Below are 21,482 nucleotides of genomic sequence, written 5' to 3' on the forward strand. Positions count from 1 at the left end.
CACGCGCGCCACCCGTTGGGGGGTCTTCGGCGCGCCGTGGTGGCAGGCGGGCCCGTTCAGGAGTCGAGCAACCGCCGCAGGTGCGCCCCGACCTGCTCGTGCTCGATGAGGAACCCGTCGTGTCCGAACTCGCTGTCGATCACCGCTGCGGAGTCCCCGTCGAGCGCGTCCGGCACGCCCGCGGCGATCCGGTGCTGGTCCTCGACGGGGAACAGCCGGTCGCTCGAGATCCCCACGACCAGGGTCCGCGCGGTCACGAGCCCGAGTGCCGCCGACACCCCGCCGCGCCCGGCGCCGACGTCGTGCGAGTCCATCGCGTACGTCAGCGTCACGTAGCTCGAGGCGTCGAACCGCCGGGTGAACTTGTTGCCGTGGAAGTCGAGGTAGCTCTCCACGGAGAACCGGCCGTCGTCGCCGAGCGGGGAGACGTCGCTCTGCCAGGACCGCGCAAAGCGGCTGTTCAGCTCGTCCGACGCCCGGTAGGTCATCAGCGCCATCCGCCGGGCCAGCGAGAGTCCGCGGTGCGGGCCCTCGCCGACGTCGGCCTCGTAGTAGTTGCCGCCCGCGAACGCCGGGTCCATCTGGATCGCCGCCCGCTGCAGCGAGTTCGCCGCGATCTGGTCGGCGGTGGTCTGCGCCGTCGACGCGAGGACCGCCAGCCGCTGCACGCGCGCGGGGTGCGAGACCGCGAACTCGAGGGCGTGCATGCCGCCCATCGACCCGCCGACGACGGCCGCGAAGGTCTCGATGCCGAGCCGGTCGGCGAGCTGCGCCTGCACCTCGACCTGGTCGCGCACCGTCACGAACGGGAACCGCGAGCCCCACTCCGCGCCCGACGGCGACACCGACGACGGCCCGGTGGTGCCCTGGCAGCCGCCGAGCATGTTCGGCGCGATCACGAACCACCGGTCGGTGTCGATCGCCCGCCCGGGCCCGACGACGTCGCCCCACCAGCCGGCGGTGCGGTGGCCCGGGCCGGCGGCACCCGTCACGTGCGAGTCCCCGGTCAGTGCGTGCAGGACGAGCACGGCGTTGTCGCGGGCGGCGCTGAGCGTGCCCCACGTCTCGTAGGCCACGCGCACGGATGGCAGGCGGCCGCCGCGCACCCACTGCTCGCCGAGGGACGCGAAGTGGCGTGCACCCGGGTGGTCACCGGGACGCCAGGCACCGGTCACGGGCGGCTTGCCGAGGGTGCCGAGTTCGGTGCCGGGCACCAGGGTGGACGGCACGGAGTCCTCGGGGGTCGTCTGCCAGTCCATCGTGCGTCCAGTCTGCCGGGAGGCGCGGGTCGCCGCCGCCGTGTTACGTCACGCCCGGCGCGTGGCCGGCCTTCGGGCCGTGCTCGCCGTTCCGTGCGCGCGCATGTTCCGACATCGTGCGCGTCGTTCGACTCGTGGATCGTCGCACCGTGCGCACGTACCGGATGCGTGTGCAACGAGCGACGTCCCACGCGTCGATCGACACGTGGGACGTCGCAACATGCACGCGCATCGGCAGCCAGCCAGGCAGGCAAGCAGGACGGGCGAACCCTACGCGCGCTGGCTCTCCTGCGCGATCGCCCGGGCCGCGGCGAGCCCGGCCTCGAGGTCGGCCTTCAGGTCGGCGATGTTCTCGATGCCGACCGACAGCCGCACCAGGCCGGGCGTCACCCCGGTGGTGAGCTGCTGCTCGGGGGTGAGCTGCGAGTGCGTGGTCGACGCCGGGTGGATGACGAGCGAGCGGACGTCGCCGATGTTCGCCAGGTGCGAGAACAGCTGCAGGTTGTCGACGAACGCCTTGCCCGCGGTGACCCCGCCCTTGAGCTCGAACGACAGCACGGCGCCGACGCCCTTCGGCGCGTACCGGTTCGCGGCGGCGTACCAGGGCGACGTCGGCAGCCCGGCGTAGGCGACCGTGGCGACGTCGGGGTGCTGGTCGAGCCACTCCGCGATCTCCTGCGCGTTGGACACGTGCCGCTCGATGCGGAGCGACAGGGTCTCGATGCCCTGCAGCAGCGCGAACGCCGTGTCCGCCGAGTTCGACGCACCGAGGTCACGCAGCAGCTGCACCCGGGCCTTCACGATGTAGGCGAGCTCGTTGCCGACCGCCTCGGCGAAGACCGCACCGTGGTACGACGGGTCGGGCGTGTTGAACTCCGGGAACCGGTCGGCGTGCTGCGACCAGGCGAACTTCCCGCCGTCGACGATGATCCCGCCGATGACCGTGCCGTGGCCACCGAGGAACTTCGTGGCCGAGTGCACCACGATGTCGGCACCGTGCTCGAACGGACGGATCAGGTACGGCGTCGCGATCGTGTTGTCGACGATCAGCGGGACGCCGGACTCGTGGGCGACGTCGCTGACGCCCGTGATGTCGAGGACGTTGATCTTCGGGTTGCCGATGGTCTCGGCGAAGAACAGCTTCGTGTTCGGTCGGACCGCGCGGCGCCACTCCTCGAGGTCGTCCTGGTCCTCGACGAACGTCGTCTCGATGCCGAGCTTCGCCAGCGTGTACTTGAACAGGTTGTACGTGCCGCCGTAGATCGACGACGACGACACGATGTGGTCACCCGCCCCCGCGATGTTCAGCACCGCGTAGGTCTCGGCCGCCTGGCCGGACGCGACGAGCAGGGCCCCGGAACCGCCCTCGAGCGCGGCGATCCGCTGCTCGACGACGTCGTTCGTCGGGTTCATGATCCGGGAGTAGATGTTGCCCGGCTTGGCGAGCGCGAACAGGTCGCGCGCTTCGTCCGAGTTCGCGAAGACGTACGAGGTCGTCTTGTAGATCGGCGTCGCTCGGGCCCCGGTGGTCGGGTCCGGCTGCGCGCCGGCGTGGACCTGGGTGGTCTCGAACTGCCACTGCGCGGCGTCGTGCTCGGTCATCTTGGTGCTCCTGTCCGGTGCGGCTGGTCGTCGGGTCGCCCTGCGCTCGGCCTGGAGGCGCGGCGCGGCTGTGCGTCGGGTGTCACGGTACGCAGGTGGCCGGGCCCGCACCACCGCACCCGCCTCGGGACGTAACGCGCCCGCCCGACGCGCCACGGGCCTCCAGTCCGTCCGGCCGTCCGTCCGCACCGTGCTGTCATCGTCGGACGGTGCGAGGTCGGTGGTTCCGTGCGGCGCTGCCGCGCCGCACGGAACGGGCAAGCCCGCACCGGCCGGAGGAACGCGCACGGTGCGGGGTTCCGTCGGACGGTGCGAGGTCGGTGGTTCCGTGCGGCGCTGCCGCGCCGCACGGAACGGGCAAGCTCGCACCGGCCGGAGTAGCGCGCACGGTGCGAGGTGGCACCGCTACGCCGCGTCGCGGCGGAACAGCCAGTCGACCTTCGGCTCGAGCAGCCACCGCATCCCGCGCCGCACGAAGGGCTGCGCCAGGAAGAGGCTGACGGCGCACGCGATGACGACCATGAGGAGCACGAACGGCCATGCCGAGTGCTCGCCGGCCAGGACGCCGGACTCCCGGATCGGGTAGAGCACGAACGTGTGGAGCAGGTAGACGTACATCGTCGCCGCGCCGAACTGGGTGATCCAGATGTTCCGACGGGGGATGAGCACCAGGAACGACGCCGTCAGCAGGGTCGCGAGCAGCATCAGGCCGAAGCGCACCGCACCCGCCCACCAGGCGTCCTCGCCGAGCCCCGAGTAGGAGTCGTCGTAGAAGAACCAGTGGTGCAGGTCGAACTCCTTGAACTGCGGGATCCAGACCGCGCACGACACCGCCCACGCGGCGAACACCACGACGGCGGCGATCCGCACCCGGACGACCGTGCGGCGGGACGCCTCGTACCAGCGGTCGAAGACGCCCCACTGCTTGACCTGCCAGCCGAGCAGGAAGAACGGCAGCAGGCTGATCGCGCGGGACAGCGAGAGCGTGGAGTCGACGTTGTCGAAGTAGCCGACGCCGATGCTGAACACGACCGCCCAGAACAGCGGCCACCGCAGCTGCGCCAGGTACGGCAGGATCAGCTTGAAGATGCCCAGGGCCAGCAGGAACCACAGGGTCCACGTCGGCTTCGTCGGGTTGAAGTCCTTGCCGCCCTCGACGATGCCCTGCACCACGGTCCAGATCGTCTGCATGATGATGTACGGCACGACGATGTCCGTGATCGTCCGCCGCATCCGCTTCGCCGTCGGGGTGTCCGCCGACGAGAAGTAGCCGCTGATCACACCGAACGCCGGCATGTGGAACGCGTAGATGAACGTGTAGAGCGCCAGGGCGTGCTCGCTCGCCGGCGTCTGCCGCTGGATCGCGTGGCCGATGACCACGAGCGTGACCGCGACGAACCGCGCGGTGTCCCACATCGGGATCCGGCGCGGGGCTCGACCGGGCTCGAGCTGCGTCGCCGGGGCCGAGGGGGCGGGAGGGGCGGCATCCGTCGTCATCGCCGGTCACGTTACCGGATCGTGACCTGGACGGCCCGGTGCGGTGCCGGAACCGTCCCGCTCGGTACGGTGGACGGACCGGGCCACCACGCGCGCGGTCACCGACGCAGGAGGCAGATCACATGGCAGCACGGCGCGCAGTCGTCACCGGAGCGAGCTCGGGCATCGGGGCGGCCACCGTCCGGCTGTTCCGGTCGCGGGGCTGGGACGTGCTCGCCGTGGCCCGCCGCGCCGCGAAGCTCGAGGCGCTCGCCGCGGAGACCGGGGCCGACACCCTGGTCGCCGACATCACGGACGCCGACGACGTGGCGGCGCTGGCCGCACGGGTCGCGGACCTCGGCGGTGCCGACGTGCTCGTGAACAACGCCGGTGGGGCGTTCGGCTCGGCGAGCGTCGAGGAGTCCGACGTCGACGACTGGCGCGCCATGTTCGAGGTCAACGTGATCGGCACGAAGCGTGTCGTCTCCGCGCTGCTGCCGCACCTGCGGGACCGGGCTCGGGAGTCCGGGGGCGCCGACATCGTCACGGTGACCAGCACCGCCGGGTTCGTCGCGTACGAGAACGGTGGCGGCTACAACGCCGCGAAGTTCGCCGAGCACGCCCTGGTCGGTGCGCTCCGGCTCGAGCTGAACGGCGAGCCGATCCGGGTCGTCGAGATCGCGCCGGGCATGGTGAAGACCGACGAGTTCGCGCTCACCCGGTTCCGCGGGGACGAGCAGAAGGCCGCCGCGGTGTACGACGACGTGCCGGAGCCGCTCGTGGCCGACGACGTCGCCGAGGCGATCGTGCACGCGGTGGAGCTGCCGGCACACGTGAACCTCGACCTCGTGACGATCCGGCCGGTGGCACAGTCGGCGCAGCACAAGCTGGCGCGCGGCCCGCTGACGCCCCGCTGAGCCAGCCCGCGCCGGACCCGCGCAGCGCCCGGGCTGCTGCCGCGGGTCGCGGGCGCGGGCTCCCTGCCGGTACCGTGGTCGGATGCCGATCAGCAGCGAACCCGAGCCCGCGGCTCCGTCCACCGTGACCGTGACGAGCGGGCCCGAGGTACTCGGCTGGCTCGAGTTCGGTGACGCCGCACGCCTGCTCGCCAAGGACGTCCTGTCCAGCGGCTTCGAGCCCGAGGTCGTCGTCGCCGTCGCCCGCGGCGGACTGATCATCGCCGGCGCCGTGGCGTACGCCCTCGGCACCAAGGAGTGCGGCTCGATCAACGTCGAGTTCTACACCGACGTCGAGCAGCGGCTGGAGGAGCCGGTCGTGCTCGCCCCCGCCCTCGACGCCCCGAGCCTGGCCGGCAAGCGGGTCCTCGTCGTCGACGACGTGTCGGACTCCGGCCGCACCCTGCGCCTGGTGGTCGACATCATCCGGAACGCCGGTGCCGACGTCCGGAGCGCCTGCCTGTACTCGAAGCCCGGCACCGTCCTCGAGCCCGACCACGTGTGGCGCCGGGTCGACGGCTGGATCACGTTCCCGTGGAGCGCCCTCGCCCCCGTGACGGCCGAGTCGTGAGCATCCACCTGGTCGGCGGCGGTCTCTTTGCCGCCTCGGACGCCGCAGCACCATTCCTCGCCGAGGCGACCGCCCGTTCGGCAGCGGTCGGCCGGAGCGTCCCGCGCATCGCCCTGCTCTCCGTGGCGGGCACGGACGGCGGCAGCCCGTCGTCGACGGCCGACATCGCCGAGGTCCTCGGCGGCCCGCGCACGGCCGAGGTGCTCGTCACCGAGGTCGCGGCCGGTCAGGTCTTCGACACCACCGTCCTGAGCGACGTCGACGCCCTGGTGATCGGCGGCGGTGTCACCCCCGACTACCTGGCGGCGATCGCCCCGCTCGTCGACCAGCTCCGGCTGCTCGTCTCCGACGGTCTGCCCTACCTCGGCTACTCGGCCGGTGCGATGATCGCCGCCGACCGTGCCCTGGTGGGCGGCTGGCGCATCGGCGGCGTCGAGATCTGCCCCGAGGCGGCGTCCGAGGGGCTGGACGAGGTCGAGCTCCGCGAGGGCCTCGGCCTGGTCGACCTGACCATCGACGTGCACGCGGTGCAGGCCGGCACGCTCGCGCGGCTCGTCGCCAGCGCCGAGGCCGAGTTCGTCACCGCCGGACTCGCGATCGACGAGGACACCACGCTCGTCGTCGGCGAGGGCGCGCTCGAGGTCCGCGGGACCGGCAGCGTCTGGCGTGTGATGGCCGGCGAGGAGTCGGTGGCCGTCGCCACCATGGGCGCGTAGCCGACGTGGAACCACGGCCACTGGCCGACCTGGTCGACCCCGGCTGGGCCGATGCCCTCGCACCCGTCGAACCCGACGTACACAGGATCGGCGAGTGGCTCCGCGACGAGACCGCAGCCGGTCGCCACTACCTGCCCGCCGGCGGCGACGTACTCCGCGCGTTCACGAGCCCGTTCGACGCCGTCAAGGTGCTGGTCGTCGGGCAGGACCCGTACCCGACGCCGGGCCACCCGATCGGGCTGTCCTTCGCCGTCGACCCGGCCGTCCGTCCGGTGCCGCGGAGCCTGGCGAACATCTACCGCGAGCTCGCCGACGACCTCGGGGTGACGCCCCCGCAACACGGTGACCTGCGGGCGTGGTCCGACCAGGGCGTGCTGCTGCTCAACCGGGTGCTCACCGTGCAGGCGGGCGAGGCCGGCAGCCACCGCGGCAAGGGTTGGGAGGCTGTGACCGACCAGGCCGTCCGCGCCCTGGTCGCCCGTGGCACCCCGCTCGTCGCCGTGCTCTGGGGTGCCCAGGCCGGTTCGGTGCGACCGCTCCTCGGCGACACCCCGGTCGTCGCGTCGGCCCACCCGAGCCCGCTCAGCGCGTCGCGCGGGTTCTTCGGCAGCCGCCCGTTCTCGCAGGTGAACGCGCTGCTCGAGTCGCAGGGCGCACCGCCCGTCGACTGGACGCTGCCCGCTCAGTAGGCTCGGCACGTGCTCGAGGAGGAATACCAGCGACGGCGGGTCCTGCCGCGGCACCTGCGTGCCCCGGCGGCGACCGAGGCGGCCTTCGAGTACCGCATCCGTGCGGCCGAGGTGGGGGACCTGCCCCACGTGCGCGAGATCCACACGCACTACGTCCGCAACTCGTCGGTGACCTTCGACCCGGCGGCGTTCACGTACGCCGCGTGGAAGAAGCGCTACGACGACATCCGGAAGCGCCGCCTGCCGTTCCTGGTGGCGGAGAACCCCGCCGGGCAGATCCTCGGGTACGCCCTGGTCGACGCGTGGAACCCGCGGGACCGCTCGAACCACGTCGTCGAGGACTCGATCTACCTCGGCGCCGCGTCCGGTGGCAAGGGGCTCGGCCGCGCGCTGATGGAGGCACTGCTCGACGAGTGCCGTTCGGCCGGCGTGCGCGAGGTCGTCGCCGTCATCGCGGACCGCCAGGCCGAGGCGTCGATCCGGCTGCACGAGCGGCTCGGCTTCGAGGAAGTGGGCCGGATGGGCAAGGTCGGCTACAAGTACGACCGCTGGCTCGGCACGGTCACGATGCGGCTCCGCCTGCGCGGCCCGCGACTGTTCGCGCGACGACGCTGACGGAGCCGACGCGGTCGACGCGCGTCACGCTCGAGACGCGGCCGCGGGGCGGACGGGAGGCCCGTGGCGGCCCCGGCACGCGCCTCCAGGCCGTCGCCCGGTCGCGTCAGCCCGTCGGCGCCTCGGTGATGAACTCGTCGCGCGTCACGCGGAGCAGCGCGGTGGCCGCCGCCGCGGCGGCGTCCGCGTCACCGTCGACCGCTGCGCGCCCGACCGCCTGGTGCCGGAGCGCCGCCTCGCGCGTCCAGCGCGTGATGGGGTCCCGCGAGTCCGACGTGCGGGTGCGGAGCAGCGCCTCGACCGTGCCGGCGAAGTGCGCGAACACGGCGTTCCCCGACCCGGTGAGCAGGGCACGGTGGAAGCGGACGTCGGCCTCCAGGTAGGCGCGGCTGTCCTCGCGTCCGCAGGCGTCGAGCATGTCCTCGGCGGCGGCGAGCACGGCGTCCGCGCCCTCGGAGCCGGCGGTCAGGGAGGCCGCGACCGGTTCGACGCCGAGCCGGAGCTCGACGAGCTCCCGCTGCTGCACGAAGTACGCCGGTGAGGTACCGCGCCACCGGATCACGGTGGGGGCGAGGAGCTCCCACGCGGTGATGTCGCGGACGAGCGTGCCGACCCGCTGCCGGGGCTCGACCAGGCCGAGGGACTGCAGGACGCGCAGGGCCTCGCGGACGACCGAGCGGGACACCCCGAACTCGTCGGCGACCAGTTCGGGTCGCACGACGGAACCCGTGGCCAGGTCGCCGTCGACGATCCGCTGGCCCAGGGTGTCGAGCACGTGGGCGTGCAGTCCGCGTGCGGTGGGCATCGTTTCCTCCGTGCAGTACGGGTCACGCGGTCGTCGTGACGCCGGTCCCATCGAAGCGGCAGACTCCGGGGACGGGCGGTTGGCGCGCGGGACGACGTCGTATAGTCTGATTAATCAGATTATTGAGGGTCGGCGTTCGTCGCGCCAGTCCACCCTCGACACGAAGGCGACGGAGCCGCGCAGCAGCGACTCCAGGAAGGGGCGCTGATGCCTCACGCTCTCCCGGACCACCTGCTCGCCGCGGGTGGCACCACCGAGACGGTCGACCCGTCCGGTTCGATCCCGCAGCTGATCATCGCGGCACTCGCCGGCATCGTGGTGATCATCGCGCTCATCACCTGGCTGAAGGTGCACCCGTTCATCGCGCTCACGATCGGCGCGCTCGGCGTCGGCATCGGCGCGGGGCTCGCTCCCGACAAGGCGGTCACCAGCTTCGGTGACGGCTTCGGCGCGACCATGACGAGCGTCGGCATCCTGGTCGGGCTCGGGGCGATGTTCGGCAAGATGCTCGTCGACTCGGGCGCAGCGGACCGCGTCGTGGACACCCTGGTGCGGAAGTCGTCGAAGGCGGCGCTGCCGTGGACGATGGCCCTGATCGGGGCGCTCATCGGGCTGCCGATGTTCTTCGAGGTCGGGCTCGTCCTGCTCATCCCGATCATCGTGCTCGTCGCCAAGCGGAGCGAGGTGCCGATCATGAAGATCGCCGTCCCCGCCCTGGTCGGCCTGTCGACGATGCACGCGTTCGTCCCGCCGCACCCCGGCCCGCTCGTCGCGATCTCCACCGTCGGCGCGAACCTCGGCACCACGCTCGCCTTCGGCATCGTGCTGGCGATCCCGGTGATCATCCTGGCCGGGCCGGTCTTCGCCCGCTTCGCGGCCCGCTGGGTCGACATCCCCGTCCCCGACATGTTCGGGTCGCGCGGGGCGGTCGCCACCGCCGGGCCGGGTTCGGGGTCGGGATCCGGGTCCGCCGCCTTCGCCGACGACCCGGCACACCCCGGACGGGAGGCCCGGCGCGGCCCCGCCACGCAGGACACCGCGTCCCTGCCCAACGGCAAGAGCGACTTCACGCGCGTCATCAGCGAGCCGCGCAGCCCGTCGTTCACCGTCGCCCTGATCGGCATCCTGCTGCCGGTCGTGCTCATGCTCGCCCAAGCGATCCGTGAGGCCACCGCCCCCGACGCCGCCGGGTCGTGGGTGAGCCTGCTCGACTTCCTCGGCTCGCCGATGATCGCCATCGGCATCGCGGCCGTCTACGCGATGGTCTTCTTCGCGATCGGCGGTGGCATGGACCGCTCGGCGGTGTCGAAGTCGCTCGAGAGCGCGCTGCCCCCGATCGCCGGCGTGCTGCTCATCGTCGGCGCCGGCGGTGGGTTCAAGCAGGTGCTCATCGACACGGGGATCGGCGGCGTGATCGCCGACGCCGTCAAGGACTCCGGCGTCTCGGTGCTGCTCGTCGCCTGGGTCGTCTCGGCCCTGGTGCGCGTGGCGACCGGGTCGGCCACGGTCGCCACGGTGACCGCCGCCGGCATCATGGCGCCGATCGCCGCCGATCTGTCGACGCCGATGACCTCCCTGCTCGTGCTCGCGATCGGTGCCGGCTCGGTGTTCCTGTCGCATGTGAACGACGCCGGGTTCTGGCTGGTCAAGGGGTACCTCGGCACCACGGTGGGGCAGACGTTCAAGACGTGGACGGTGCTCGAGTGCCTCATCTCGGTGTTCGGTCTGCTCGGGGTCTTGCTGGCCGGGGTGTTCATCCGATGAGCGGCGCAGACCTCGGTGCGGCCGCTGCTGCCGGTGCGGCCGACGCCGGGCTGGACGCCCGCGTCCTGGTGGTGATGGGGGTCTCCGGGTCCGGCAAGTCGACCGTCGCCGCCATGGTGGCGGAGCAGGTCGGGTGGGAGTTCGCCGAGGGCGACGCGATGCACCCGCCGGCGAACGTCGACAAGATGCACGCCGGCACCCCGCTCACCGACGAGGACCGCTGGCCGTGGCTCGACGTCGTCGCCGGGTGGATCCACGGGCACCTGGACGCCGGGACGAACGGCGTGGTGACCTGCTCGGCCCTGAAGCGCTCGTACCGCGACGTGCTGCGGGCTCCCGGGGTGGTGTTCGTGCACGTGGCCGGTGACGGTGCGCTCATCGAGGAGCGGATGTCGCAGCGCTCCGGGCACTTCATGCCGACGTCGCTGCTGCAGTCGCAGCTCGCCACGCTCGAGCCGCCGCAGTCCGACGAGGCCCACCTGACGATCGCCGCCGACCGCACCCCGGAAGAGGAGAGCGCCGAGGTCGTGGCGCGGCTCGGACTGGTCCGGATCCCGAGAGCCTGATCGGGCAGCGCTCGGCAGCAGGAGCTCGGTGACTCCTTCCCGCTCCTGCCCCACGGTTGCGGGTTCGGCGCCCACCTGTGGCGCCGGACCCGTCCGGCGGTGCCCATGGCGCGACGAGTGATAGTCGGAAGGAGCGGCTCCTGACTGCCTCTGGTGTTCAGTCTGCCGGGATCACGACGACTCGTTTGCCGATGCGGCGGCTCGATCCGAAGTCCTCGTGGGCTGCAGCGACCTGGTCGAGTCCGGTGTACGTGCTGGAGATGACGACGCGCATGGTTCCTGCTTCGATCGCGCGGAGGTACCCGCCAAGAGCGTCAGCGGAGAGATCGGAGGCTTGTCCTGCGTAGCTCGTGAGGCGGACGCCGTTGGGGATCGTGAACGGCGAGAAGTCCGGGATGGTCCATTCGTCGCTGAGCGCGCCGACGAAGCAGACGGTGCCACCGGGCCGGGTCAGCGTCAGCACGTCCGACAGCGCTGTCGCGCTGACGAACTCAAGGGCAGCGTCGAGTCCTTTCGTCGCGATCGAGCGGACGGCGGCCGGCAGCGTCGCATCGTCGATGAGGACGTGGTCGGCGCCGACCTGGTGCAGCACGTCCGCTCGCCCCGGGTTGCGGGTGGTGGCGAAGACGGTGGCACCGAGCTGGTGGGCGATCGCGATGGCGGTGAGGCCGACGGTCGAGGTCCCACCATGGATGAGCACCTGCTGGCCGGCCTGAAGGTGGACGCCGGTCGTCAGCGCTCCGTGGGCGGTTTGCAGCATCTCCGGGAGCGCGCCGACGATGTCCCACCCGAGGTCGGTCTCGAAGGGGATCGTGTCGGCTGCGTCGACGACGGCGTACTCGGCGTAGCTGCCGTCGATGGTGCGTCCGAGGCCGCCCATCATCGTGGCGACCTTCTGCCCTGGAACGAGGTCCACGCCGTCGCCGACGGCATCGACGACGCCAGTGGCTTCGATACCGAGGATGCGGGGGAAGGAGAAGTCGGGGCCGGATCCACCCTTCCGGCTGGTGACTTCGGACTCGTTGACGCCGAACGCTCGCACTCGGATCCGGACGTGGCCCGCGGTGACCGCTGGGAGTGGCACCTCGCCCACGGTGAGTTCCTCGGGTGCGACAGGACCGGTCAGGCGGACGGCCTGCATCGTTTCAGGCATCGTCGTGCTCCTCCGTGTGGAGTGGGTACCCGGCCGGGACCAGCCCGATGATCGCTTCGTAGGGGCGGCGGACGGTGGTCTCGTCGAGAGGTGCGTCGGGGTGTGCCAACCGGTGGCTCCACCACCCCCACAGCATCGCGTTGATGGCGAGAGCGATGTTCGTGGGCGCGACGGGCCGGAGCATCACGAGGGAATCGTCCTCGACTGCCTGGAGCACCGCCGCCACCTTCGGGTCGCGCGCGCCGTGGTGGCGTATCTCCTCGTACAGCCGGATGTCGGCAAGGGTCGGACTGGTGGCCCCGATCGTCGCGTCGACGAGCGCATCCACCACGTCGCCAGCGCTTCGGGCATCGCGAACCGGGGCGGCGTACCGCGGCTCGAGCGCGCTGCGGGTCGAATCCAGGGCAGCCAGGATGAGGCCGTCGAGGGTCGGGAAGTAGTACGTCATCGACCCCAGGGGCACCTCGGCTCGCGCAGCAACGCCACGGTAGGACACCGCGCTGATCCCGTCGGCCTTGATCACGTCGAGGGCGGCCTCCACGATTCGCGATCGACGGCCAGGGTCATTGGGTTTCCCTCGACGCATGCTCTCTCCGATGTCGGCATCAGTGCGTACAGTGGTACGTACTTCTTCCAGATTAGACCAGAGCAAGGGAGTCTCGTGAAGGACAACACGCTGCTGACCGGGGTCGCCGGGGAACCGATCGTCGTCCTCAAGGCCGCGCCGAGGCGTGAGCAGTGACCCTCTCCGGCGAGCAACTGCAGCGCACCGCCAGGAACGCCGCCACTGCGCTCGAGCACGTCAGCACCGGCCGGCCGTTCACGCCACACCTCGAGGTGTGGAAGGTTCGGGACAAGGTGTTCCTGATCGTCACCGAGGACGACCCGGACCTGCAGATCATCACCGTGAAGGCCGATCCGCATCACGCTGATGCGCTCCGCCGAGACCACGGGTCGATCGGGGCCGGGCAGTACCTCAACAAGCACCACTGGACATCCGTCGGCCCCGGCCCGGGCATCACGAAGCGCCTGATCGAGGATCTCGTGCTCGGCTCGTACGACCTCGCGGACGGACACCGCCAGGAGGAGGATTCGTGAACGAGCCGCCGTCCCTGTTCGACGTCGATGACGCTTCCCGGCCGCTCGCGGACCGGTTGCGTCCGCGCGTCCTGGCCGATGTGGTCGGGCAGGACCACCTGCTCGCTGAAGACGCTCCGATCGGGCGGATGGTGGCGTCGAAACGGCTTGTCTCGATGGTTCTCTGGGGGCCTCCCGGCTGCGGGAAGACCACGATCGCCAGGCTCCTCGCTGAGCAGACCGACCTCGCCTTCGAACCCCTGTCGGCAACGTTCTCCGGTGTCGCAGACCTCCGGAAGGTGTTCCAGACCGCTCGGCGACGGCGCGAGGTCGGGCAGGGCACGCTGCTGTTCGTCGACGAGATCCACCGCTTCAACCGGGCGCAGCAGGATGCGTTCTTGCCGTACGTCGAGGACGGCACCATCGTCCTGGTCGGAGCGACAACCGAGAACCCGAGCTTCGAACTCAACGGCGCGCTGCTCTCCCGCGGTCAGGTGTTCGTCCTGAAACGCCTGGACGATGCTGCGCTCGCCACGCTCATCAGCCGCGCGGAAGACCTGCTCGGAGCGCCGCTCGCGCTCGACGCGGACGCCCGGCAGGCGCTGATCGCCATGGCTGACGGGGACGGCCGGTACCTGCTGAACATGATCGAACAGGTCCAGACGCTGCCCGCACCCGTCGATGCGGCTGCTCTCGCCGCAGCGGTGCAGAAACGGGCGCCGCTGTACGACAAGGCGCAGGAGGGCCACTACAACCTCATCTCCGCCCTCCACAAGTCGATGCGCGGCTCCGACCCGGACGCTGCTCTGTACTGGTTGGCGAGGATGCTCGACGGTGGAGAAGACCCGCTGTTCATCGCCCGACGGATCACCCGGTTCGCCACCGAAGACGTCGGCATGGCAGACCCAGGGGCAGTGCAGCAGGCCCTCGCCGCGTGGGACGTGTACGAGCGGCTCGGCTCACCCGAAGGCGAACTCGCGATCGCGCAGGCCGTCCTCTACCTCGCAACCGCACCGAAATCGATCGGCGTGTACCGCGGCTTCAACAGGGCACGCGCCGCAGCCAAGCGCACCGGATCGCTGGCGCCACCGGCACACATCCTCAACGCCCCGACCCGGCTGATGAAGGACCTCGGTTACGGCCGTGGCTACCAGTACGACCCCGACACCAACACCGGTTTCTCCGGCGCCGACTACTTCCCCGACGGCATGCCCCGAGAGACGTTCTACGAACCCACTGCCGGCGGCTACGAACGCGCCATCACTGAACGCCTCCGACACTGGGCCCAGCTCCGCGCCGCCGCCGCCGGCGGCGACTCGACGGAGCGCGATGACACCACCTCACCGAAAGGACCATCCGCATGACCACGTCCGAAACCGCAGACCAGGCTGCCGTCCGATCCTGGCTCGGCGTTCCTTACGCGACCGCGGACCGGTTCCGCAGCCCGATGGTCGCGCCCTTCGACCCCGATCTGCCCTACGACCAGAAGGGCCCCGCGCCTCTGCAAGCCGGTGGCACCAGCTGGCTCGAAGCCGACAACGGGTTCAGTGAAGACTGCCTCAACCTCAACATCTGGGCACCGGGAGACGCTGGCGACGAACCGCTTCCGGTCATCGTGTACATCTTCGGCGGCGGATGGATGCTCGGTGCGAACACGCAGACCACCTCCGACGCGTCCGGACTCGCCGCGACCGGACGCGCCGTCGCCGTCTCCATCAACTACCGACTCGGTGCTTTCGGGGCGCTCACCCTGTCGCAGTACGGGGGCGCACTTGCAGAAGCGTCGAACCTCTGCCTCCAGGACGTCATCGCCGCGCTGCAGTGGGTCCAGCACAACATCAGCCGGTTCGGTGGTGATCCGAACAACGTCACCATCACTGGGCACAGCGCCGGCGCGTACTCGACCCTGAACCTGCTCGGCGCACCGTCTGCTGACGGCCTCTACCACCACCTGGCCGCGTTCTCCGGGATGCCCGCCCGTCAGGTGCCGGCCTGGGGCGCAGAGGAGCGTGCCCATGCGGTCGTCACGGCGCTCGGGCTGCAGGACGACCCCGAACAGCTCCTCCACGTCGACGCGTACGAGCTCGCCGAAGCGATGGCGGGGACACAATCGGCTGACCCCGGTGCCGCGCACGGAGTCGACAACGACCTCGTCGGGATCGTCGACGACCGTGGGGGACCTCACGGTGTCCTCGCGGACCTGGCCCTGCAGGCCCTCGAGTCCGGTCGGCACAAGGACGTCGACATCCTCTTCAGCAGCACCACTCACGAAACCGACTGGTGGGTCCTGCACCGCACCGACGACTTCGACCCGGGCAGCATCGACGACCTCGTTGCCGAGTTCGCCCATCGGAACCGCATCCCGCGCAGCCGAGCCCGTCAGATCGTCGCTGCGTACGACGTGGACGGACGCACTCCGGTCGAAGTCCGCGGGGCACTCCTCACCGACTTCTCCTTCACGTTGCCGCAGACGCGTGGTGCACTCGCGCACGCAGCCGCGGGCGGAAACGCCCACCTGCTCTCGGTCGGGCCCGTCGAGGGAGCGCACGCGGTGCACGGAACCGAGATGTACGGCATCGTCGGCCGGACAAAGCCCGGCGCGAGTGACGCACAGGTCCTCCGAGACACCTTCGTCCGTGACACGCTGCTCGCGCTCGCATCCGGCGACGCCGGTGCGCTGTGGGAACCTGTCGGCGCGGTGCCGATCGTCATGGGGGTCGGCGACATGCCCTACGACGCCACCGCCCACGCAGAAGCAGTCCTTGAGACCTTCTCAGGGGTGGAGCGGCCGTAGCAGATCCACCGGGGCGGGGCTGCCTCCACATCCGGGGCCGCTGCCCCTTCCACTGACCCGGGCTCAGTCGAACCGGATCGGGGTGCCGACGGGCAGCGCCGCCAGGGTGCGGGTCATCTCCGCCGAGATCCGGACGCAGCCGTGCGAGCTGCCCGTCGGGTCCGGGTAGTAGTGCAACGCGGTCAGCGCGGCGTTGCCGCCGTACGACGGGATCCGGGACGAGTGCGCCCCGGTCAGGATGATGGGGTTGCCCTGCGTGTACGCGACGCGGGTGTCGACGTACGCCGCCTCGACGTAGGTGGCGGTGTCGGCCGGTGTGGGGTCCTCCGGGGTGCCGAGCCGCGCGGCCTCGGTGGCGGTGACCTTCCCCTTCCGGGTGACGACGGACACGGTGCTCGCCGCGACGTCGACCGTGATCATCCGATCGGTGCGCGTCACGGTGAAGTCGGCGGCCCGGGCCCAGGCGAACGTCGCGCTCGGGGCGTCCGGATCGCCGCCGTCACCGGGGGTGCGGTTGCGGGACGGCGTCGACACCAGGAGCATCCCGCCGTCCCGGCCGGGGGAGCGACCCCACACCGCGGTCGCCGCGGGTCGGTTGATCGTCGACACCAGGTGGGACAGGGTCGCCACCGGCCGGGCGTGGCTCGACGGGCTCGCGTACAGGGCGACGAGCGGCGTCCGCGGGGTCGCGGTCTGCCACGTGTCCTCGGGCTCCACGTCCCCGCCGTCGAGCAACTGCGGCACGACGGCGTCGTGGAACGCCAACGGCAGCGCGGCCAGGGTCGCGTCGGACGGTGCAGCGGGGACGGCCGCGAGCGTCGGCTTCGGTTTCGGCGTGGCGCTCAGGGTCGGTGTCGTCGTGGCCCAGGCCGCGCGGGTCGGCTCCGGTGCTGGCGACCCGACGGTCACCCCCACCACGACGGCAGCGACGGCGAGCACCACCACCCCGGCAGTCGTCGCGATCCAGGTGTTGCGTCGCATGGTGCTTCCCCCTCGGTCGATCCGTCAGCGTTCGGTGACGGTGCCGCCCTCGACCCGCCACTGCCGGTCGAGTCGGACGGTCTCCAGCATGCGCCGGTCGTGTGTGACGAGCAGCAGGGTCCCGTCGTAGGACTCCAGTGCCTGCTCGAGCTGCTCGATCGCGGTGAGGTCCAGGTGGTTGGTCGGTTCGTCGAGGACGAGCACGTTCACCCCGCGGGCCTGCAGCAGCGCGAGTCCGGCCCGGGTGCGCTCGCCGGGGGAGAGCGCCGAGGCCGGTCGGCCGACGTGGTCCGCCTTCAGCCCGAACTTCGCGAGCAGCGTCCGGACGTCGGCGGTCGTGTACTCGGGGACGATCGCCTCGAACGCCGCTGCCAGGGGCTGGTCACCGGTGAACGCCGCACGCGCCTGGTCGACCTCGCCGACCGCGACGCTGGACCCGAGCGAGGCCGTGCCCGTCGTCGGCGCCTGCTTGCCGAGCAGCGCCCGCAGGAGGGTGGACTTGCCGGCGCCGTTCGGGCCGGTGATGCCGATCCGGTCACCGCCGTCGACCTGCAGCGAGACCGGGCCGAGGGTGAAGTCGCCCTGGGTGAACGTGGCGTCCGACAACGTCGCGACGACGGCCGACGACCGGGGTGCGCTGCCGATCGTGAACTCGAGCTGCCACTCCTTGCGCGGCTCCTCGACCTCGTCGAGCCGGGCGATGCGGGACTCCATCTGCCGGACCTTCTGCGCCTGCTTCTCGCTCGACTCCGAGGCGGCACGACGGCGGATCTTGTCGTTGTCCGGGCTCTTCTTCATGGCGTTCCGCACACCCTGGCTCGACCACTCGCGCTGCGTCCGTGCCCGCGAGACCAGGTCGGCCTTCGTCGACGCGAACTCGTCGTACGCGTCACGCTTGTGCTGCCGGGCGATCTCGCGCTCCTCGAGGAACGAGTCGTACCCGCCGCCGAACAACCGGTTCGACGACTGCGCCAGGTCGAGCTCGAGCACCGAGGTCACCGAGCGCGCCAGGAACTCACGGTCGTGGCTGACGAGCACCACCCCGCCGCGCAGCCCGCGCACGAACGCCTCGAGCCGGTCGAGGCCGTCCAGGTCGAGGTCGTTGGTCGGCTCGTCGAGCAGGACGATGTCGAACCGCGACAGCAGCAGCGCGGCGAGCCCGACGCGGGCGACCTGCCCACCGGACATCGCGGTCATCAGGGAGTCCGGGCCGACGCCGTCCGCACCGGAGTCGCCGGTGCCGTGTTCGAGGCCGAGGTCGGCGAGCACCGCCGGGATCCGGTCCTCCAGGTCCGCGGCTCCCGCGGCGAGCCAGCGGTCGAGCGCCGCCGAGTACCGGTCGGCCGCTGCGTCGCCGGCGTCGGGGTCCCCGAGCGCCGCCGCCGCTGCGTCCATCGTCGCCGTCGCCTCGGTGCAGCCGGTCCGCCGCCCGAGGTACGCCGAGACGGTCTCGCCCGCGATGCGCTCGTGCTCCTGGGGGAGCCACCCCACGAACGCGTCCGTCGGTGCCAGGGACACCGTGCCGGCCAGCGGCTCGTCGACCCCGGCCAGCAGTCGGAGCAGCGTGGACTTGCCGGCACCGTTCACACCGACGACCCCGATCACGTCGCCCGGCGCCACCGTCAGGTCGAGGGAGTCGAACAGCGTGCGAGCGGCGTACCCGCCGGACAGGCCCTTGGCGACGAGCGTGGCGGTCATGCGCCCATCGTCCCACGCGGAGCGGGCACCCCACGTGCAGCAGACTGGGCCGATGGACTCCTGCGTCTTCTGTGCCGTGATCGCCGGTGACCAACCCGCCGTGTGGGTCGAGCGCGAGGAGCACGCCGTCGCCTTCGCACCCCTGCCCGACTCGGCGCTGGCTCCCGGCCACACCCTGGTCGTGCCGGTCGAGCACACCGCCGACCTGCTCAGTGCAGGACCCACGGCACTCGCCGCCACCACGGCACTGGCGCAGCGCGTCGCCCGTGCGATGAAGGGGGCGCTCGGCGCGACCGGGACCGTCGTGCTGCAGGCATCGGGCGCGGACGCCGGCCAGAGCGTGCCGCACCTGCACCTCCACGTCGTGCCGTGCTGGCCGGACGACGCCACGACGCACTGGCCGGAGCGACGATCGGCGCACGTGGTCGACGGTGACCCGCACGCGCTCCTCGCCGAGATGTTCGAGTAGTCGCCCGAGCAGACCCTGCCCGGCCCGGCGCGACCCTCAGCCCCTGGGTACCAACCGACCCGCACCCACCGGCAGCAGTCCGCCCCGGTACTCGAGCGCCGTCGCGCCGCCGACCGGCACCGATGCCGCTCCGAACCGCCACGCGCGGTTGAACAGGTACACGCCGATCACCGTGTCGCCGTCGTCCGGCACCGCCCACGTGCCGGTGCCCCACTGGGCCGGGTGCCCCACACCGTCGACGGTGACGGTCGGCCGGGCGAACCAGGCGAACAGGGGACGGACGAGCCGGAGTTCGATCCGGCGCTTCGTCGTGCCGGAGGGGAGAGTGGTGTCCACCGTCGAAGGATACGGGCCACCGCCGCCTAGGCTCGGAGCCGTGTTCGAACTCCACCACCTCTCCGCACAGGAACTCTGGGACTGGATCCGCCGGGGCGAGGCGACCGCCCTCGAGGTCACCGAGCACTACCTGTCCCGCGTGGAACGCCTGGACGCCGGACTCGGCGCCTTCGTGACGGTCACCGCGGACGCGGCCCGGGCCCGAGCCGATCGCCTCGGCCACCTGGTGCCGACGTCGAGACCGTTGTGGGGCCTCCCGTCCGCCGACAAGGACCTGTACGACCGCGCCGGCGTCCCCACGCGGAACGGCACCGCGAGCCTGCCGGAGCGTCCCGCGTCGGCCGACCACCCGCTCGTCGCCGCGCTCGACGCGGCCGGCACCGTCAGCCTCGGCAAGACCGCGTCACCGGAGTTCGGCATGTCCTCGTCGTCCGAGACCCGGCTCGGCGTGACGCGGAACCCCTACGACACCGCGCGCGCGCCGGGCGGGTCGTCGAGCGGCGCGGCCGTCGCCGTCGCCGCCGGACTGTTGCCCGCCGCGGTCGGGTCGGACGGCGGCGGATCGGTGCGGATCCCCGCCGCGGCGACCGGGCTCGTCGGCCTGAAGCCGAGCCGCGGCCGCGTGCCGTCGATGCCCGGCCGCTCCGGCGTCGGCGGCCTGTCCGTGGCAGGGCCGCTCACCCGGTCCGTCGCCGACGCGGGCATGCTGCTCGACGCGCTGGTCGCGCCGACCGGGCTGCCGGAGCCGTCGCCCTACGCGCTCGTCACCCCCGACGTCGGCGAGGGGCCGTTCACCGCGGCGGCCGTCCGCGGCGAGGGCCGGTTCGTCGTCGGGGTGCTCGACGGCTCGCCGTGGGACGACACCGTCGACGTGGTCATCGACCCCGCTGCACGGGCCGCCGTGGAGACCGCCGTGCGGGTGCTCGGCGAGGTCGGGCACGGCGTCGAGGACGTCCGGATGCCCCGTGTGCCGTACGCCGACGCGTTCCGGGTGGCGTGGGAGAGCTCGGCCGCCCGCCTGCCGCAGGTGCCCGGCATCGACCTGTCGTCGCTGACCCCGCTCGTGGCGTGGCTCGTGGCCCGCGGACGGGCACTGTCCAACACGCAGGTCCTCGACGCGATGACGACGCTCGACACCTTCTCGACGACGCTCATCGGCGCGTTCGACCGGTTCGACGCGGTGCTCACGCCGACCCTCGCGATGACGCCGCGGCCCCTCGGCTGGTACGGCGACGACCCGGACGAGGACTTCCGCCGCCAGTGCGCCTACTCACCGTGGACGTCGATGGCGAACGTGTCCGGGCTCCCCGCGATCACCCTGCCGGTCGGCGTGACCGACGACGACCACCCCGACGGTGGCGGGCTGCCGATGGGCGTGCAGCTGATCGGACGCCCCGGCGGCGAGCGCGTCCTGCTCGCGATCGGCGCGCAGCTCGAGCGCCGGTTGCGCTGGCAGCGGCGGCACCCGGCTGCCTGGACCGCCTGACGGGAGGCGCGGGGCCGCTCCGGTGCGCGGGGTGCGGGGGCGCGGCGCACCGTGCGCGCGTGCGCGCGGCGCACCGTGCGGCGTTGTCCGGCTGGTGCGGGGTTGCTTGCTCGATGCGGCCTTGTAGGCCGGCTCTGTGCGGGCAAGCTCGCACGGAGTGGCGGGGTGCGCACGGTGCGGTGGACTCGTGTGCGTCTGGTCTGGAGGCGCGGGGCGGGCTGGTGCCGTGCCTCCTGTCTGGCGCACGGTGCGGTTTCGTGCATGTGGTGCGGCGTTGCTTGTTCGGTGTGGCCTTGTAGGCCGGCTCTGTGCGGGCAAGCCCGCACGAGATCGCTGGGCGCGCACGGTGCGGTTTCATGCGTGTGGTGCGGGGTTGCTTGCTCGGTGCGGCCTTGTAGGCCGGCTCTGTGCGCGCAAGCCCGCACCGAGTGGCGGGGCGCGCACAGAGCCGGCCTACAAGGCCGCACCG

General features: G+C 71.8%; 21 protein-coding genes. 12 read left to right on the forward strand and 9 right to left on the reverse strand.

All coding sequences use genetic code 11. The features are described 5' to 3' along the window. Positions 1–56: 56 nt before the first annotated feature. From DEJ01_RS16860 to DEJ01_RS16870, 3 genes are all read right to left on the reverse strand, one after another. A complete protein-coding gene (locus tag DEJ01_RS16860; protein WP_111093662.1) occupies positions 57–1,259 on the reverse strand; it encodes a homoserine O-acetyltransferase in 1,203 nt (400 codons plus the stop codon). A 270-nt stretch (positions 1,260–1,529) separates the two neighbouring features. After that, a complete protein-coding gene (locus DEJ01_RS16865) occupies positions 1,530–2,861 on the reverse strand; it encodes a bifunctional o-acetylhomoserine/o-acetylserine sulfhydrylase (protein ID WP_071404574.1) in 1,332 nt (443 codons plus the stop codon). Positions 2,862–3,266: 405 nt separating this feature from the next. Beyond that, entirely contained in the window at positions 3,267–4,358 is a 1,092-nt protein-coding gene (locus DEJ01_RS16870) for an acyltransferase family protein (RefSeq protein ID WP_111047812.1), read from the reverse strand. Positions 4,359–4,480: 122 nt separating this feature from the next. Here DEJ01_RS16870 and DEJ01_RS16875 point away from each other — a divergent pair, with 122 nt between their 5' ends. The 5 genes from DEJ01_RS16875 to DEJ01_RS16895 all read left to right on the forward strand — a co-directional run bounded on the left by DEJ01_RS16875 (position 4,481) and on the right by DEJ01_RS16895 (position 7,884). Beyond that, on the forward strand, positions 4,481–5,254 hold the full coding sequence (locus tag DEJ01_RS16875) for an SDR family oxidoreductase (protein WP_111024829.1): 774 nt from the start codon (positions 4,481–4,483) through the stop codon (positions 5,252–5,254). A gap of 82 nt (positions 5,255–5,336) precedes the next feature. Next, positions 5,337–5,864 (forward strand): phosphoribosyltransferase, encoded by a 528-nt coding sequence (locus tag DEJ01_RS16880; protein ID WP_051596753.1) that lies wholly within the window; start codon positions 5,337–5,339, stop codon positions 5,862–5,864. Further along, entirely contained in the window at positions 5,861–6,580 is a 720-nt protein-coding gene (locus tag DEJ01_RS16885; RefSeq protein WP_181438489.1) for a Type 1 glutamine amidotransferase-like domain-containing protein, read from the forward strand. Before DEJ01_RS16880 ends, DEJ01_RS16885 begins: the two co-directional genes overlap by 4 nt. 5 nt (positions 6,581–6,585) lie before the next feature. After that, positions 6,586–7,269 carry a uracil-DNA glycosylase gene (locus tag DEJ01_RS16890; RefSeq protein ID WP_111093664.1) on the forward strand — a complete coding sequence of 228 codons (684 nt, stop codon included), beginning with the start codon at positions 6,586–6,588 and terminating at the stop codon, positions 7,267–7,269. A 9-nt stretch (positions 7,270–7,278) separates the two neighbouring features. Then, a complete protein-coding gene (locus DEJ01_RS16895; protein WP_111093665.1) occupies positions 7,279–7,884 on the forward strand; it encodes a GNAT family N-acetyltransferase in 606 nt (201 codons plus the stop codon). A 106-nt stretch (positions 7,885–7,990) separates the two neighbouring features. On the opposite strand, the gene DEJ01_RS16900 is transcribed toward DEJ01_RS16895, so the two are convergent. After that, complete coding sequence (locus tag DEJ01_RS16900) at positions 7,991–8,689, reverse strand: FadR/GntR family transcriptional regulator (RefSeq protein ID WP_181438490.1); 699 nt, start codon at positions 8,687–8,689, stop codon at positions 7,991–7,993. A 207-nt stretch (positions 8,690–8,896) separates the two neighbouring features. Between DEJ01_RS16900 and DEJ01_RS16905 the strand changes: the two genes are divergently transcribed. Next, a complete protein-coding gene (locus tag DEJ01_RS16905) occupies positions 8,897–10,453 on the forward strand; it encodes a GntP family permease (protein ID WP_111093667.1) in 1,557 nt (518 codons plus the stop codon). Further along, positions 10,450–11,019 (forward strand): gluconokinase, encoded by a 570-nt coding sequence (locus tag DEJ01_RS16910; RefSeq protein ID WP_111093668.1) that lies wholly within the window; start codon positions 10,450–10,452, stop codon positions 11,017–11,019. The genes DEJ01_RS16905 and DEJ01_RS16910 overlap by 4 nt, the downstream gene beginning before the upstream one ends. A gap of 157 nt (positions 11,020–11,176) precedes the next feature. Here DEJ01_RS16910 and DEJ01_RS16915 read toward each other — a convergent pair whose 3' ends face one another. Together DEJ01_RS16915 and DEJ01_RS16920 are read right to left on the reverse strand one after the other, a co-directional pair. Then, positions 11,177–12,172 carry a zinc-binding dehydrogenase gene (locus DEJ01_RS16915; RefSeq protein ID WP_220038704.1) on the reverse strand — a complete coding sequence of 332 codons (996 nt, stop codon included), beginning with the start codon at positions 12,170–12,172 and terminating at the stop codon, positions 11,177–11,179. Then, positions 12,165–12,713 (reverse strand): TetR/AcrR family transcriptional regulator, encoded by a 549-nt coding sequence (locus tag DEJ01_RS16920; RefSeq protein ID WP_220038705.1) that lies wholly within the window; start codon positions 12,711–12,713, stop codon positions 12,165–12,167. Before DEJ01_RS16920 ends, DEJ01_RS16915 begins: the two co-directional genes overlap by 8 nt. A gap of 197 nt (positions 12,714–12,910) precedes the next feature. On the opposite strand from DEJ01_RS16920, the gene DEJ01_RS16925 reads away from it, so the two are divergent. Genes DEJ01_RS16925 through DEJ01_RS16935 form a run of 3 tightly spaced genes read left to right on the forward strand, consistent with a single transcriptional unit; the run spans position 12,911 to position 16,043 of the window. After that, positions 12,911–13,270 carry an MmcQ/YjbR family DNA-binding protein gene (locus tag DEJ01_RS16925; RefSeq protein WP_111093670.1) on the forward strand — a complete coding sequence of 120 codons (360 nt, stop codon included), beginning with the start codon at positions 12,911–12,913 and terminating at the stop codon, positions 13,268–13,270. Further along, entirely contained in the window at positions 13,267–14,613 is a 1,347-nt protein-coding gene (locus DEJ01_RS16930; protein ID WP_111093671.1) for a replication-associated recombination protein A, read from the forward strand. The genes DEJ01_RS16925 and DEJ01_RS16930 overlap by 4 nt, the downstream gene beginning before the upstream one ends. Next, positions 14,610–16,043, forward strand: a complete 1,434-nt coding sequence (locus DEJ01_RS16935; protein WP_111093672.1) for a carboxylesterase family protein — start codon at positions 14,610–14,612, stop codon at positions 16,041–16,043. The genes DEJ01_RS16930 and DEJ01_RS16935 overlap by 4 nt, the downstream gene beginning before the upstream one ends. 63 nt (positions 16,044–16,106) lie before the next feature. Here DEJ01_RS16935 and DEJ01_RS16940 read toward each other — a convergent pair whose 3' ends face one another. Then, entirely contained in the window at positions 16,107–17,024 is a 918-nt protein-coding gene (locus DEJ01_RS16940; protein ID WP_111093673.1) for a L,D-transpeptidase, read from the reverse strand. 24 nt (positions 17,025–17,048) lie between these two features. Beyond that, positions 17,049–18,722, reverse strand: coding sequence for an ABC-F family ATP-binding cassette domain-containing protein (locus tag DEJ01_RS16945; RefSeq protein ID WP_111093674.1), 1,674 nt, complete (start codon positions 18,720–18,722; stop codon positions 17,049–17,051). A 52-nt stretch (positions 18,723–18,774) separates the two neighbouring features. Between DEJ01_RS16945 and DEJ01_RS16950 the strand changes: the two genes are divergently transcribed. Further along, a complete protein-coding gene (locus DEJ01_RS16950; RefSeq protein ID WP_071404585.1) occupies positions 18,775–19,191 on the forward strand; it encodes an HIT family protein in 417 nt (138 codons plus the stop codon). Positions 19,192–19,227: 36 nt separating this feature from the next. Here DEJ01_RS16950 and DEJ01_RS16955 read toward each other — a convergent pair whose 3' ends face one another. Beyond that, complete coding sequence (locus tag DEJ01_RS16955; RefSeq protein WP_071404586.1) at positions 19,228–19,527, reverse strand: hypothetical protein; 300 nt, start codon at positions 19,525–19,527, stop codon at positions 19,228–19,230. Positions 19,528–19,567: 40 nt separating this feature from the next. Here DEJ01_RS16955 and DEJ01_RS16960 point away from each other — a divergent pair, with 40 nt between their 5' ends. Beyond that, positions 19,568–21,013, forward strand: a complete 1,446-nt coding sequence (locus DEJ01_RS16960; RefSeq protein WP_111093675.1) for an amidase — start codon at positions 19,568–19,570, stop codon at positions 21,011–21,013. The last annotated feature ends 469 nt before the right edge of the window (positions 21,014–21,482 follow it).

It is taken from the genome of Curtobacterium sp. MCLR17_040 (assembly GCF_003234735.1).
GTDB classification, from domain to species: domain Bacteria; phylum Actinomycetota; class Actinomycetes; order Actinomycetales; family Microbacteriaceae; genus Curtobacterium; species Curtobacterium flaccumfaciens.